Origin of the sequence: Ferruginibacter yonginensis, assembly GCF_042651465.1 — a bacterium.
Classification (GTDB): Bacteria; Bacteroidota; Bacteroidia; order Chitinophagales; family Chitinophagaceae; genus Ferruginibacter; species Ferruginibacter yonginensis.
In genome coordinates, this window is record NZ_JBHSCZ010000002.1 from 974,997 (window position 1) to 991,002 (window position 16,006).

13 protein-coding genes are annotated in these 16,006 nt (G+C 36.0%); 3 read left to right on the plus strand and 10 right to left on the minus strand.

Annotated features, from left to right (window positions below; all coding sequences use genetic code 11):
* Position 1: 1 nt before the first annotated feature.
* Positions 2-679, minus strand: coding sequence for a tRNA (guanosine(37)-N1)-methyltransferase TrmD (gene trmD, locus ACFOWM_RS11460; RefSeq protein WP_379710151.1), 678 nt, complete (start codon positions 677-679; stop codon positions 2-4).
* 35 nt (positions 680-714) lie between these two features.
* On the minus strand, positions 715-1,104 hold the full coding sequence (locus ACFOWM_RS11465) for an RNA-binding S4 domain-containing protein (RefSeq protein WP_379710153.1): 390 nt from the start codon (positions 1,102-1,104) through the stop codon (positions 715-717).
* Between the two features lie 96 nt (positions 1,105-1,200).
* Between ACFOWM_RS11465 and ACFOWM_RS11470 the strand changes: the two genes are divergently transcribed.
* A complete protein-coding gene (locus tag ACFOWM_RS11470; RefSeq protein ID WP_379710156.1) occupies positions 1,201-3,369 on the plus strand; it encodes a S9 family peptidase in 2,169 nt (722 codons plus the stop codon).
* 55 nt (positions 3,370-3,424) lie between these two features.
* On the opposite strand, the gene ACFOWM_RS11475 is transcribed toward ACFOWM_RS11470, so the two are convergent.
* The 8 genes from ACFOWM_RS11475 to rpsT form a co-directional block, all read right to left on the minus strand.
* On the minus strand, positions 3,425-3,637 hold the full coding sequence (locus ACFOWM_RS11475) for a hypothetical protein (protein WP_379710159.1): 213 nt from the start codon (positions 3,635-3,637) through the stop codon (positions 3,425-3,427).
* A gap of 179 nt (positions 3,638-3,816) precedes the next feature.
* On the minus strand, positions 3,817-4,242 hold the full coding sequence (locus tag ACFOWM_RS11480) for an RNA recognition motif domain-containing protein (protein ID WP_379710161.1): 426 nt from the start codon (positions 4,240-4,242) through the stop codon (positions 3,817-3,819).
* 276 nt (positions 4,243-4,518) lie between these two features.
* Entirely contained in the window at positions 4,519-4,965 is a 447-nt protein-coding gene (rplI, locus tag ACFOWM_RS11485) for a 50S ribosomal protein L9 (protein ID WP_379710163.1), read from the minus strand.
* 78 nt (positions 4,966-5,043) lie between these two features.
* Positions 5,044-5,310, minus strand: coding sequence for a 30S ribosomal protein S18 (gene rpsR, locus ACFOWM_RS11490; protein WP_379710165.1), 267 nt, complete (start codon positions 5,308-5,310; stop codon positions 5,044-5,046).
* A gap of 3 nt (positions 5,311-5,313) precedes the next feature.
* Positions 5,314-5,670 (minus strand): 30S ribosomal protein S6, encoded by a 357-nt coding sequence (gene rpsF / locus ACFOWM_RS11495; RefSeq protein WP_379710168.1) that lies wholly within the window; start codon positions 5,668-5,670, stop codon positions 5,314-5,316.
* A gap of 154 nt (positions 5,671-5,824) precedes the next feature.
* On the minus strand, positions 5,825-7,564 hold the full coding sequence (locus tag ACFOWM_RS11500) for a M14 family zinc carboxypeptidase (protein ID WP_379710170.1): 1,740 nt from the start codon (positions 7,562-7,564) through the stop codon (positions 5,825-5,827).
* A 102-nt stretch (positions 7,565-7,666) separates the two neighbouring features.
* A complete protein-coding gene (locus tag ACFOWM_RS11505; protein ID WP_379710172.1) occupies positions 7,667-11,335 on the minus strand; it encodes an endonuclease in 3,669 nt (1,222 codons plus the stop codon).
* 122 nt (positions 11,336-11,457) lie between these two features.
* Positions 11,458-11,715 carry a 30S ribosomal protein S20 gene (rpsT, locus tag ACFOWM_RS11510; protein WP_379710175.1) on the minus strand — a complete coding sequence of 86 codons (258 nt, stop codon included), beginning with the start codon at positions 11,713-11,715 and terminating at the stop codon, positions 11,458-11,460.
* 189 nt (positions 11,716-11,904) lie between these two features.
* Here rpsT and ACFOWM_RS11515 point away from each other — a divergent pair, with 189 nt between their 5' ends.
* Positions 11,905-14,646 carry a 2-oxoglutarate dehydrogenase E1 component gene (locus ACFOWM_RS11515; RefSeq protein WP_379710178.1) on the plus strand — a complete coding sequence of 914 codons (2,742 nt, stop codon included), beginning with the start codon at positions 11,905-11,907 and terminating at the stop codon, positions 14,644-14,646.
* 36 nt (positions 14,647-14,682) lie between these two features.
* Positions 14,683-16,005, plus strand: coding sequence for a signal recognition particle protein (gene ffh, locus ACFOWM_RS11520; RefSeq protein ID WP_379710180.1), 1,323 nt, complete (start codon positions 14,683-14,685; stop codon positions 16,003-16,005).
* The last annotated feature ends 1 nt before the right edge of the window (position 16,006 follow it).

Here is a 16,006-nt window from a genome sequence, read left to right on the forward strand (position 1 = left end):
TTTATTCATCCAGCAAATCGGGTCTTCTTGTTTTTGTACGCTCAAGGGCTTGTTCATAACGCCATTGATCAATTAGTTGGTGGTTGCCACTTTTGAGTACATTGGGTATGGTCCAACCTCTAAAATTTTCTGGTCGGGTATACACAGGTGGCGCTAATAAATTGTCTTGAAACGAATCAGTAAGTGCAGAGCTTTCGTCGTTTAAAACACCTGGTATCAAGCGGCCAATAGCATCAGTAAGTACGGCAGCAGCCAATTCGCCGCCACTCAACACGTAATCACCTATAGAAATTTCCTTCGTTACAAAATGATCTCTAAAGCGTTGGTCAATACCTTTGTAATGGCCACAAATCATCAATAAATTATTTTTAAGCGATAATTGATTAGCCATTGGTTGGTTAAACGTTTCACCATCAGGCGTTAAATAAATTACTTCATCGTAGCTAGTTTGTTGCTGTAAAGCCTCCACTGCATTTACCAAAGGTTCCATCATTAAAACCATACCTGCACCACCTCCAAATTGATAATCATCTACCTGAGCCCTAGCATAGGTGGTATATTGCCTAAGGTTAATGATATTTACTTGCAGTAAACCTTTATCGGCGGCTCTTTTCATAATAGAGTGCGAAAAAGGAGAGGTAAGTAAATCCGGTACAACGCTGATGATATCTATTTTCATACTTTTTTTTAATTAATAAAATACAAACGATACAGTTAAATAGTATCTCCCATAAACCCTTCTAAATCTCGTTGCTGTTTTTTGGTAGGGCGGCCTACTTTACTCAATCGTTTACCCGTATGAAAAGCCGCTGCTTGGTATTGTATTTTATCAACAGCTTCCTCAGGTGTTATATCAACATAGTAATGAATAGCTTCACTATACTGTACACGGTTGTGGAGTAAGCCACTTACTTTTATTACCCATTTTTTGGCTTCTGTTTTTACCTCATACGTTTCATTAATGTTTACTTGTTTTGATGCTTTTACATTACTGCCATTGTATTTTACTTTGCCTTTTTCACATGCTTCAGCAGCTAAACTTCTGGTTTTAAATAGCCTAATACTCCATAAATATTTATCTATCCTTAATTTTTCTTTTTCCATGGTTCACATCTATTTTGTAAAATTATACCTAATTATTTTATGTTGGGTATGGGTTATGTAGCTTAATGTGTATTTTTATTTTTAAATAATAAGTTTATGATGAAACGCTGTAGTTTTTTAATAATACTTTGTGTATTGGCAACCATGTTTGCAATGGCACAACAAGATGGTATTAAGTGGGTGCCAGATGGTACTGGTTTTTATGAGGTACAAGATGGTAATATCGTAAAGGTTGATCCTAAAACAGAAGCCGCTATAGTATTGGTAAAAAAGGAGTCGCTGCAACCTAAAAATGCCAGTACGAGTTTGGTGCCACAATCATTTGATTTTAGTTACGATAAATCGAAATTGTTGTTGTTTACTAATACGGCTAAAGTGTGGCGTTATAACACCCGTGGCGATTATTGGGTGTATAACGTAGCCAATAATAACCTCACTAAATTAGGTAATGGCTTAGCCCCACAATCATTAATGTTTGCTAAATTTTCGCCTGATAGTAAACAGGTGGCTTATGTAAGTGAACACAATATTTTTGTGGAAGATGTTGCAACTGGCCAAATTAAAAAACTTACCAACAACGGCACCCGAAAATTTATAAATGGTACGTTCGATTGGGCTTATGAAGAAGAGTTTAATTGTAGAGATGGTTTTAGGTGGAGCCCCGATAGTAAGCAAATTGCATTTTGGCAAATTGATGCTACTAAAATTAGGGATTATTATATGCTCAATACCACTGATTCGCCTTACTCAAAAGTAATTCCGGTAGAGTACCCTAAAGTTGGTGAAAGCCCATCGCCAGCTAGTATTTTGGTAGTAAATGTAGCAGGTGGGCAAATTCGTAAAATGAATATTGAAGGTGATCCTCAACAACATTACATTACCCGAATGGAGTGGAGTGGCCCTAATGAATTGATTGTACAACAACTCAACAGAAAGCAACAAGAAAGTAAACTTATGTATTGCAAAGTAAGTGATGGTAGCAGTTACACTTTTTGGGCTGAAAGCGATGATGCTTGGGTTGATTTAAATACCGATAACCCTGTTGGCTGGAACTGGATTAACCAAGGCAAAGATTTTCTTTGGGTTAGTGAAAAAGATGGTTGGAGGCATATCTATAAAATTAGTAGAGATGGAAAAACAACAACATTGCTTACAAAAGGCAATTATGATATTGGTAAACTCTTAGCTGTTGATGAATTGAATAATTACATCTACTTCAGTGCATCTCCTAATAATGCTACGCAGCTTTATTTATATAGAGTAAGAATTCTAAATGGTAAAGATGAGCCAGAGTTAGTAACACTAGGTAAATTAAAGGGTACGCATGAATATGAAATTGGTCCTTTTGCAAAATTTGCTTTACACAGCTTCAGCAATTCGAATACGCCACCTGTTTCGGAGTGGTTAACTTTACCTGATTTAAAAGTAACATCAGCAGCAAAAAGCATTGCTAATAATATAAAGACTGATACCAGAAAAAATATTGAGTACTTACAAATTGTTACAGAAGATAATATTTTGTTAGACGCCTGGATCAACAAACCCAATAATTTTGATGCCAGTAAACAATACCCAGTGGTATTTTATGTATATGGTGAGCCAGCAGCCTCAACTGTAAACGATGAGTATGGGGCACACACAAATTATTTGTACAATGGTAATATGAGTGGCGATGGGTATATACAAGTTTCTATTGATAACCGTGGTACACCTTCATTAAAAGGTGCAAAATGGCGAAAATCTATTTACAGAAAAATAGGTAATATCAATATTAGGGATTATGCCATGGGAGCAAAAAAAATATTAGAAGCACCTTATATGGATAAAAATAGGGTAGCCGTTTGGGGTTGGAGTGGCGGCGGTTCATCAACCTTAAATTTAATGTTTAAATACCCCGAAATATTTAAAACGGGTGTGGCCATTGCAGCAGTAGGTAATCAATTAAATTATGATAATATTTACCAAGAAAGATACATGGGCTTACCTCAAGAAAATTTAGAAGACTTTGTAAAAGGCTCACCAGTAAATAATGTAAAAGGTTTACAGGGTAAATTATTATACATACATGGCACTGGGGATGATAATGTGCATTATGATAATGCTGAAATGTTATTGAACGAATTAATTCGTTACAATAAGCAATTTGAATTTATGGCTTACCCTAATAGAAGTCACAGTATTAGTGAAGGAGCTGGTACATTTATACATTTAGCTACATTGTACACTAACTTTATAAAGAAAAATTGCCCTCCGGGTGCCAAATAAAATATCATCATCATATTAATAATAAAGCCGTTGAAAAGTTCAACGGCTTTATTATTTAAAAGCTATGGTGTGGCAAAACGGGGCCATAATGTAATTTTTTAAACCTACTATTTTTTGTAGGGTGTAACACATCTGCTGCTGTTTCGTACCCTTCATCAGCAACTTGTGCAACCCTATTTTTTGTATTCTTTTTTCTAATGGCATATATAATTAAGCCTGTAAGTGCAACTGCTGCAGTTGCATAAATTAGTTTTTTTGATGTCTTCATTTTTAATGTATTCGTTTAATCAAATAATTGTTTTACTATTTCTTTAGAAAAACTATTACAATAATTGTGCAAATTGTTTAGCACATCAAAAGTTATATCATAAAATAATGTGAAGTACGTGTAATAAAAAAGCTCCTTCATCATTTGAAGGAGCTTTTAAAGGATGTTATATTAAGATATTAATAATCTTTGCTGTAACCGCCGCCGCCGTTTCTGTTTCCGCCGCCGCCGTAGCCGCCGCTTCTACCACCGCCGCCACCGTAACCGCCGCTTCTTCCGCCGCCGCCACCGTAACCGCCGCTGCTTCTACCACCGCCGCCGTAACCACCGCCACCGCTGCGTTTTTTGTAACCTTCACCTTCAGGACGAGGTTGTGATTCGTTAACGATTAACTTACGACCTTGAATTTCAACTTCGTTAAGGTTAGCGATTGCAGATTTAGCTGCTTCTTCGTCTTCCATTTCAACAAAACCAAATCCTTTGCTACGACCGTTCATTTTGTCTTTCAAAATTTTTGCACTGCTAACAGTACCATACTCTGCAAAAAGAGTGTTTAGATCTTCGTCAGTCATTGACCAGCTAAGATTACCTACGTAAATGTTCATTGTAATAAACTTTTAAAAATAAATTAAATTATGCCTTAGGCATTAGTGCTACAATGAACTGAAAACTACTTACGAAAAGAAAAAATCAGCCAACATTTAAAACTAAATCCTAGAGACTCTACAAATGTAAGGGTTAAATCAATCTAACGTACATTTCTGTTTAATTTTTTTGGGTGCTACTTTTTTGGCAATAAAAGCCTATTTATCAGTGTTTTAGGCATAAAAAATGCCGCAAATTGTACAATTTGCGGCATTTTTAAAAGTGAGTTTAAACAATTATTCACCAATAACTTCAAATTCAACCTCAGTTTCGTTACCGTTACCAAAGTCAATTGTAGCTTTATAAGCGCCTAATTCTTTAATATCTTCTGCTATTGTGATTCTGCGACGGTCAATTTCATAGCCTTTTTGTTCTTTAATTGCACGAGCAATTTGAACTGAAGTTACGCTACCGAAAATTTTGCCACTAGTACCAGTTTTTGCACCAATTTTTAAAGCACCATCTTTCAATACTGCTATAACGCTATTTAATTCAGCCAATAATTTAGCTTCTTTTTTCGCTTGGTGTTTTAACTTTTCTTGTAACTGTTTTAAGTTACTCGGACTAGCTTCAACAGCAATTTTTTTAGGAATTAAATAGTTACGACCGTAACCATTTTTTACAGTAACTAACTCATTAGCACCGCCTAAATTATTTACATCTTGTATTAATATTACCTGCATAATGTTGCATTTTTACCCAACTGCTTTAACAGCTGCTTTCTCCGCCGTAGGCGGATTAGGGTGGTTTAAAAGTTTGTTCTATTTCATTAAGTCAGTTACGTACGGTAAAATAGCCATTTGACGTGCTTTTTTTACTGCTTCACTTACTTTTCTTTGAAATTTTAAAGAGTTACCAGTGATACGACGTGGTAATAATTTACCTTGTTCGTTCAAAAACTTCTTTAAGAAATCGCCATCTTTATAATCGATGTAGCGAATGCCCATCTTTTTAAAACGACAATATTTCTTCGGACGCTTGTCAGCCTTTATAGCTGTAAGGTATTTGATTTCGTTTGTCTTTGCCATAACTTATGCCTCCGATTTTTGTGGTTCTGAATGTTTTACACCACTTCTCTTTTTTGCATTGTACTCCACGGCGTATTTATCGAGTACGGTAAACATGTGACGCATTACTGATTCGTCACGTAAAAGTTGAATTTTCAACTTTTCATTGAAGCTGGTTGGCGCTGAATATTCCATTACCCAATAAAGACCTGTAGTCTTTTTGGCTACTGGATAGGCCAGTGATTTTAGTCCCCAGGGATTAGTGTGCAATACTTCTCCGCCGTTTTCTTTAACAAGCGTTTCGTATTTTTTCTGAGCGTTTTTAAATTCTTCCTCAGAAAGCACAGGGGTAAAAATCACCATCAATTCGTAGTTGCTCATTTCCCTGATTTTTATTTGTTTAAAATATTATTTTCCCATTAATTGTAAATGGGCTGCAAAAGTAAGAAAATTTAATTGAAATAGATGCTTTAAGCCCTTAATTTAATGAATTCAAAGCTATTTTATTCATTTTTAACCCTTTATACAGTCATTTTTAGTTATTGATTGATTGTTGGTGCTCAATTCTGTATACCGGATACTGTAAATATGCTTTTTCAAACCACTTGCTGTTTTTGTAAATAAAGTTTAAAATGGCATTGCTGTTTTGAGCAAAAGCGGCATCGGTGGCTTTTTTATCAGCTAATTTTTTTTGTAAATCGGCATCGTTTTTTAAAATATCGGCTGCAATATCATCCCAACGGTAATCGCTGTAGCCCTCTTTTTGTTGTAAAATGCCATCAAAAAAATTCCAAGCAAAAAAACTATCATCACCAGTAGGCTCCAACATTTCAATAATGTACCGGTTATTTTTTTGGTTGAGGTAGATGATGTAATCGCCTTTTAAAAATTGAATAGGTTGTTGTGAACTGCTTGTTTTTACTTGATAATTTACATGGTGTTTTTCGTAAGCGGTTGGTCGGCTTTTGTAATCTTCTATTCTGTAAACAGTAACGTTGATGATGGTATCATTTTTTAGTTGCGTTACGTTTATTTTATTTAAACGTAATCTTTCAATAACATCATTCCACCCAGTTGGTATAAAGTAAGCCATTGGTTTTTCAACCATATTTTCAGGCTTAAAATTGTTGAAGTACTTAATGCTACGGGTATATGGTTTTAATTTATTGTAATACATTTTTTGTAGTCCGGTAGCGGCACTTAACATTGTATCTTGCTCATACCCTTTAAAAATAATGCTATCGTACACACTCCTATCTATACGCCATTTTAAGGGAAATGTTTTTTGCGTACTTATTTCAGCAATGCCTTGTTGTTGTATTTTTAAAAGTGTAGTTGCATTAATTGCAGCTTTTTCTATAAATGTATTGAGCAAGTCGTAAGTGGCTGTAACCCTTTCTTTATAAGGCTTAAGCATATGTGTTTCTGGAATAAAGGCAAATGTGCCAAACAAAGCAGCATAGCCGCTACTGTAACGAGGCGTTTCATAAAACATATCAATGCCTTTATTGAAATTGGCGCCATCAAATTCTACATAAGGTATTAAATCCCACTTTTTTTGTTGCATACCAGCGTACAATTGAGGCTCAAAAAAGTTTCGTAACCAAGTGCCTGCGGTTGGGCCAAGTTTGTTGTATTGTGTGGTAATCAACGTCATGGTATGCTGATAATCAGCACCATCGCTTACATGGTTATCAATAAAAATTTGTGGTTGTAACCAATGAAAAATAGTGGCGAATGTTTTAGCTTCTTTTGAATCATTTTTGGTAAAATCTCTATTTAAGTCAAGGTTTTGGGCATTACCTCTAAAGCCATATTCAATAGGGCCATTCTGGTTTACTCTGGTGCTACTGTTTCTATTTAAGCACCCGCCAATATTATAAACCGGTATTACAGCCAATACAATATTGTTAGGTAGTTTTATTTTGTTGGTATGAATATCTCTTAATAAAAGCATACTGGCATCAATGCCATCAGGTTCGCCAGGGTGTATTCCGTTATTAATGAAGATGACAATTTTGTTTTGTTGATGCCATTTTGTGGGTTCAAAATTTTTATCGTTACTCACCAACATTGTATGTAAAGGATAATGTGCATCCGTCGGGCCCATGGTTTTCAATAAAAAACGACTATCGTTAGCAGCAAGTGTTTTGTAAAAATTGATGATTTGAGCGTAGGTTGCTGTGGCTGTTCCGTTTGATTGTTCAAATATGGTTAATTGAGCTTTACAAATATTTGTAAGCAAGGTGAACAATAGGATAACAATATATTTCATGCTTCAAAAATATTGAAATTATAACTAGCTATTTTGTAAAATGTAGGCATAAAAAAAGCGGTTACCAATAGGCAACCGCTTTTTTACAAGTTTGAATGATAATTATTTTATCACTACAAATGATTGTTGAATCACCTGTGTATTGTTCTTTATTTTGATAAAATACCTACCAGCAGCTAAATTTTGAACATCTAAATTAATGTTGATTTGGTTAGCATTAACGCTTTGTTGTTTTACAATTCTTCCAGCAACATCAATAATTTGTAGTTGACTGTTTTGTTGTAAAGTTTCCACCAAACGAACATTTAATGCACCCATTGTTGGGTTAGGGTAAACGATAGCGTTTGATAAGTTGTTGTTTAACTTAACTGATACTATTTTACTGTATTTAAATTTACCATCAAGGTCAATCATTTTTAACCTGTAATACACTACTGATGTTGCAGGTAATTTATCATCGTTAAATGAATAATTGGTTAAGTTGTTACCTTGTACTTGTCCAATTTTATTAAATACATTACCATCAACACTTCTTTCAACATCATATTGTTTAAATGAAGTTTCAAAAGTTGCATACCATTTCAATAATATACCGTTGTTATTTTTTTGAGCTGTAAAGTCAATTAAAGTAACAGGTAATAAACCAGTGCATTGGAACATTAATGCAGCATATTCAGGATGATCAACAAATGGATTTCTATTAGCTTGTGCAATTGGCGTAGATCCTGATGAAATTACTGGTTGGTAATAAATTGCATTATTTCTATCAATTTCTTTTTGACTTACTGGATCATTGGTATGCCACTTAATTAATGTTTGTAAATACCAAGCATCATAAATCTGTAATCTTCTTTTGGCTGCATCTGGTTCGTCAGCAGCACTTAAAAATACTTGGTTGGCATTGCCGAACTGTGACCAATTTTGGCTGATAATTTCATCTTCATAACGAACAGCCATGTATAAGCCTGCACGTGCAAAATCGCCTTTATATGCATTGATTGGTTCAAATACTGTACTAGTATAACCAAAATTATTACCTGAGCCTAATTTACTGCCGTTTAATGAGGTTGAAGTTGGCGTAGTTACTTCTCCGTAAGGGAAATTACTTCTAGTGGCATTTACCTTACCATCTGTTGGGAATATATGGTGAGCATCTGATACCATCGGACTTACCTGGTTAAACCATGATTGTGGCGTACTGTGCTCTCTATTATAGCAACCGCCTTCGCCAGTATAAGTACCACATTGGTTTGTATTATAAGTGTAGGTATAAGGTTCTGGCCCAGTTGGGTTATCACTATACATATCCCAAATAATATCTGCTGTGTTAGCATCGTTACGATGTAAATCAGAGTATTGGTATAAGTTCCATAAACCTGGCGTATAGGTTAATGTGTTTGCACCATTTGTAATAATATTTTTTACAGCTGTTTTTAAAGGCTGGCAGTTTAATGCAGTAGCAGCATCATAATATCCTGCTGGAACACCAGTACCATTAGTAGTAGTAACTGTTCCGCCTAAATTGGCACCTGTAAAGTAATCAGGCTCACCAGTACATTCAGCATTAGCGCTGTATACAAAAATGTAATACTGTGTTGCAGCAGTTAAACCTGTAATAGTAAAGTTGGTGTTGGTAGTATAAGCACCAACAAAACCATTACCAATGGCTGCACCAACTGTATACGTTGTGCCATCTACAGGTGTAGGCACTGGTGTATTGGCTGTGCTATAAATCACCAAGTACCTATTAGCACTAGCTGCTGCGGTAAAGCTACCAGTAATGGTAGCATTAGTAGCATTTAAAACCAATGCTGTTGGAGCTGCTGTTGGCTCTACACATGGCGCCAAAGCTAGTGTAGTAGCTGTATTGGTATTACCTGTTGGTGCAGGGTTTAATGTTAGCAAGTAGTTAGGGCCTGCACTACAGTTTTCATTATTGTAGCTAAATACAAAATAATAATACTGTGTACTTGGTGTTAAACCATTATCAGTAAACGATGTTAGGGTGCCGTTTAAAATAACGGTGCCGCCACCAACTGTTTGTCCAACATTATAATTTGTACCATCTACCGGTAATGATGATAATGTACTTGATGTACTTCTCACAACTAAATAAGCATCAGCAGCGGTTGCAGGCAATGTGAAGCTTCCACTAATTGATGTAGGTGTTGCTGATAATGTTACATTGGTTGGTTGATCTGCAGGTTCAACACATGGAGGTAATACTACAGTTGAATACACTGATACATCATCAATCGTCCAACGTGATGCGCCAGTGGTTGTATTTGAAATGTATACCCATGCAATTTTTACATTGCTGGTGTTAAATGCTGATAAGTCAATATTATCTGATAATGTAAATACGTTTGAGTTCACTGCAGGGAAATTACCCGTAATAGTTGTCCATGTTGCAGTATTTGGGTCTGTACCTGGGATATAATTCGTTGAAACTCTTAATTCAAGCGTATTACCTGCAAATTGGCTCTTAGAATAAAACTTTAAAGTAGGTGCTGTTACGCCTGTTAAATCATATGGAGGCGATATTAACCAATCTTCATTTGTTTGTGCTGTACCAGAAAAACCGTTCATAAACATTGCATTGTCGGCTGTTCTTCCACCAGTAGCGCATGTCCAAACTTGAGCACCAACCACATTAAAGGTTCTCCAACCATCTGGTAAAAAAGTAGCACAATCAGTGAAACTATAGTTTTGTGCTAAAACACCAGCAGCAGGAATACTTGTGGTTGTAAAATTCCAAGTAGTTGCACCAGTAATACCTGCAAATGCATTAGCAGCAGCATCAGTGAAAGCGCCATTATCAATCTCAATATAATAACTTGTGTTTAATATAAGCGGATTAATGGTTATAGTGGCCGTTGTTGTATTAACGCTAACATTCGCTGTTGTAACATCAATAGTTTGTACTACACTGTTATCGCTAGATTTTTTGATAACAATGTTACCAGTACCTTTTAATACCGGCTCGTTAAATGTAATTTGTAAGTTGGTATTTACAGATATTTCTGTTGCATTGTCAAGCGGTGTTAAAGTTGTTACAGTAGGTGGGGTAACATCAGGGCCTGCACCACCAGTTGCTGTGATGCTAAAATCATCAACAGCTAAACCATCATCAGCACCAGCAGCATTCAAGTCCGTCCATCTTATCCAAATTGTAGCACCATTTGCAATATTTAAACCTGTAATGGTAAAGCTGATAGCCATTTTATTAGCTGTTGCATTACCATCTATTGGCCCTACTGTACCTGTTTGAGTAGGTGCAGTAAAATCAAGGCTGTTTTCATCTGTCCAAGTACCGGTTGATAAAGAAGTTGCGTTGGTGCTGTATTGAAAATCTAATCTATCTACTCTACTTAAAGCCCCTAATCGCCATTGTTCACCCGTATAAGCTATCGATAATGAAGTAATTGTAGAGCCTGTATTATTAATGAACTGAGCTCCAATTGTAGGGATTACATTACCAGATTGAACGCCACCTAATGCTCTATCTGTATTACTAGTTGTACCATAGCTGTAAGTGTTGCCACCATTTGCACTACCATTATCTGCAGCGTAGGTTGTATTAGCATTTGTACCTGCTTCTAAAAATGTCCAACCCGTTGGTAATGTTGTAATGGCGTTTGTTGTACCTGTGGAGGCCAACGTATTAAAATCTTGTGTAAAGGCAGTTCCCGTACTTGTAATGGAAACCGATTGTGTATAGCCTAACATAAAAGTGCAAGCCAACACAATGCTTAAGTAAATTTTTTTCATGCATCAATTGTTTGAGCCGCAAAATTACTATAAAACATTCGAAACGTTGTTAACTTAATATCAACAAAAAGCCCGTTAATATTGCATTAACGGGCTTTTATATTATAATTTTATACTAAGTATTATTTTGCTAAAGCATTTACTTTTAACGCTAATTTACGCTTTAAATTTGCTGCTTTATTTTTGTGAATAGTACCACGTTTTGCCAATTTATCAATCATCGAAGCTACAGAAGGTAATTTTTCAGCAGCAGCATTTTTATCATCAATCGCTCTAATATCACGAATTGCATTACGGGTTGTTTTACCATAGTAACGATTACGCTCATTGCGTTTTGCACTTTGTCTTACGTCTTTTTTGGTAGCTGAGTGATTTGCCATTATTCTTATTTTTGGGCTGCAAAGATAGGATTATTCTTTAAACCAGCAACTTTTACTACATTTTATTTTTAAATGTGCCCACTTTTTTTGAGTGTTTCTGCAAATGTTGCTCATTTTCAACGGTTAAAATCCGATATTTGCACCCAATTTCAACGCAATATTTTTCAAAATTATTATAAGTAGTTTAAAATGAAGGATTTTCAATATATCACTAGTTCGCATCCATCGTATGTAGAAAACTTATACAACGATTATATTAAAAACCCTGAAAGCGTTGATGCTGAATTTAAAAAGTTTTTTGAAGGGTTCGACTTTGCTGTTAATAACGGGATTGCAACAAAGCAAACTTCAAGTGTTACAAATAATGTAGCCATCACTAATCTGGATAAAGAATTTGCAGTATACCAATTAATACAAGCGTACCGAAAAAAAGGGCATTTGGTGGCGCAAACCAATCCGATACGTGAAAGAAAAAACAGGCACGCTAACATTGCATTGGCTGATTTAGGTTTGTCTGAAGCTGATTTAAACACCACCTTTGAAGCTGGTAAATTTTTAAACCTAGGCAAAGCTACTTTACAACAAATTGTTGATCATCTAAAAAAATCGTACACACACCATGTTGGGGTGGAATACAGCGCATTGAATGATCTAAAAAAAATACACTGGTTGGCAAACGAAATGGAAGTTAATTTTCACCAACCCATTGCCATCAAACAAAAAAGACGCATTCTTCAAAAATTGAATGAAGGCGTTATGTTTGAAAAGTTTTTACACACAAAATATATTGGTCAAAAACGCTTTAGTTTAGAAGGTGGTGAAAGTACTATTGCCGCTTTAGATGCCATCATAAATACCGCTGCAAAAGAAGGTGTAAAAGAAACCGTTATTGGTATGGCTCACCGGGGCAGGCTGAATGTATTGGCTAATATTTTAGGTAAAACATACGAACAAATATTTACTGAGTTTGAAGGTACGGCAACACCCGACACCACCATGGGTAGTGGCGATGTAAAATACCATTTGGGCTTTAGCAGCGAAGTTGAAACATTTGATGGCGAAAAAATTCACTTAAAACTAACACCTAACCCATCTCACCTCGAAACCGTTGACCCAGTTGTTATTGGTTACGTACGTAGCAAGGCAGATGTTTTGTACAATAGCGATTTTGATAAAGTGTTACCAATTTTAATACACGGCGATTCATCAGTTGCCGGGCAAGGCGTTGTGTACGAAGTATTACAAATGAGCGATTTAAAAGGTTATTATACAGGTGGTACCATTCACTTTGTTATTAATAACCAAATTGGTTTTACTACCGATTTTGATGATGCCCGTAGTGCAGATTATTGTACCTCTGTTGCCGCAATGGTGCAAGCGCCAGTATTACATGTAAATGGCGACGACCCTGAGGCAGTAGTAAAAGTAGCTGAAATAGCCACTCGTTACAGACAAACATTTAACAGCGATATCTTTATTGATATGGTGTGCTTTCGCAGGCACGGCCACAACGAAGGTGATGAACCTAAGTTTACGCAACCTAAGCTTTATCAATTAATTGATAAGCACATGAATGCTAGGGAAGTGTACACCCAATATTTAATTGAAAATGGTGAGCCAGATGCTAAGGCACTTGCTAAAGAAATGGAGCAAACCTTTTTGGCACAGTTGCAAGAGCGTTTAGATGAAGTAAAACAACACCCATTACCATACACGTACCAAAAACCAGAAGAGTGGTGGAACCAATTACGTAAAGCAACGGCTGATGATTTTGTACGCTCTCCTATTACCGCCATAAAAGAAGAGCAAGTAAAGCAATTGTTTGATGGTTTAATGAAATGGCCAGAAGGTTTTAAACCATTAAAAAAAGTAGAGAAGTTAATTGCAGATAAAGTAAAATTATTTGCTGATGCCCAAAAAATTGATTGGGCTACAGCTGAGTTAATGGCATACGCTAGTTTATTGTTAGATGGTAATGATGTACGTATGAGTGGTCAGGATGTTAAACGTGGTACTTTCAGCCATCGCCATGCAGTTATTTATGATGAAAATACCAATGAAGGCTACAACCGTTTAAATCATTTCAACGAAACACAATCACCTTTCAGAATTTACAATTCATTATTAAGTGAATACGCTGTTTTAGGTTTTGAATATGGGTACGCTCTAGCTAACCCCAACGCATTGGTGTTGTGGGAAGCTCAGTTTGGCGATTTTGTAAACGGTGCACAAATTATTATTGATCAATTTATTGCAGCCGCAGAAACCAAATGGCAGCGCATGAATGGTTTAGTGATGTTGTTACCGCATGGCTACGAAGGCCAGGGGCCAGAGCATAGCAGTGCAAGGTTAGAGCGCTTTTTACAACAATGTGCTGAGTTAAATATTGTAGTAACCAACATAACTACGGCTGCTAATTTCTTCCACATGTTGCGCAGGCAATTAGCATGGCCATTTAGAAAACCATTGATCAACTTCTCACCAAAAGCAAATTTGCGTTTACCAGCAACATACAGTGCAGTTACTGAGTTTACTGAAGGTGGTTTTAAAGAAGTGATAGACGATGTTAGCAATATTGATTCAACGGCTGTTACAAAAGTATTGTTGTGTACGGGCAAAATATATTTTGATTTGGCTGATAGAAGAGACAAAGATCAACGTAAAGATGTTGCCATTATTCGTTTAGAACAATTGTATCCATTACCACAACACCAGTTAGATGAGTTGTACAAAAAATACAGTAAAGCTATTTGGTATTGGGTGCAAGAAGAGCCATTAAATATGGGTGCTGCAAGTTATTTACGTATGAATGTTGAAGGTATCAATTTCCATATCATCAGCAGAAAAGCAAGTGCATCAACGGCATCGGGCTATTCAAAAATTCATGCAAAAGAGCAAGCAGAAATTATTGATACGGCATTTAGTATATAATACATTAGGTTAGGTTATTTTAAATAGAGAATTATTATGTTCAATTCGTTAAGTGAAAAGCTCGAAAGTGCTTTTAAAAATATAAAAGGTGAGGGTAGAATTAGTGAGCTCAACATTGCCAATACGGTAAAAGATATTAGAAGGGCATTAGTAGATGCTGATGTGAATTATAAAATTGCGAAAGAGTTTACTGATAAAGTAAAAGAAACCGCACTAGGTTCAAAAGTATTGCTATCCGTAAATCCTGGCCAGCAAATGGTTAAAATTGTGCAGGATGAATTAACGGCTTTAATGGGTGGTACTGAAAGTGAATTTAATGTAACTGGTAACCCAGCCATCATATTAATTGCAGGTTTACAAGGTTCTGGTAAAACAACTTTTAGTGGTAAGTTAGCTAACTATCTTAAAACCAAAAAGGGGAAATCACCCTTACTTGTAGCGGCAGATATTTATCGTCCGGCGGCTATTGATCAATTGGAAGTATTGGGTGGTCAAATTGGGGTAGATGTTTATAGTGAAAGAGAAAATAAAGACGCTGTTTCAATTGCACAGAATGCTATAAAAGAAGCCCGTTCAAAAAACAAAAATGTTATAATTATAGATACTGCTGGTCGTTTAGCTGTAGATGAAGTAATGATGACAGAGGTCGCCAACGTGAAGGCAGCTGTGAACCCTCATGAAATTTTATTTGTTGTAGATAGTATGACCGGTCAAGATGCAGTTAATACAGCTGCTGCATTTAATGAGAGGTTAGATTTTAGTGGTGTGGTATTAACCAAGTTAGATGGTGATACCAGAGGTGGTGCTGCGTTATCTATTAAGTACACGGTGAATAAACCTATCAAGTTTATGAGCAGTGGCGAAAAAATGGATACGTTAGATGTGTTTTACCCTGAGCGTATGGCCCAGCGTATTTTAGGCATGGGTGATATTGTGAGTTTAGTAGAAAAAGCGCAAGAACAATTTGATGCTGCTGAAGCGGCAAAATTGGAAAAACGTATCCGTAAAAACCAATTTGATTTTGAAGATTTTAAAACCCAACTCCAACAAATTAAAAAGATGGGTAACATCAAAGATTTGATGGGTATGATACCTGGTGTTGGTAAACAGTTGAAAGATGTTGATATTAATGATGATGCTTTTAAAGGTATTGAAGCCATGATTAATTCAATGACGATTGAAGAAAGGCGTAACCCTGATTTAATCAATCCAAGTAGAAAAAATAGGATTGCAAAAGGAAGTGGCAAAGATTTGAATGAACTCAATCAGTTTTTAAAACAATTTGAGCAAATGAAATCAATGATGAAAATGATGAATAAAATGCCAATGGGCCGTATGCCGGGTATGGGAAGAAGATAAA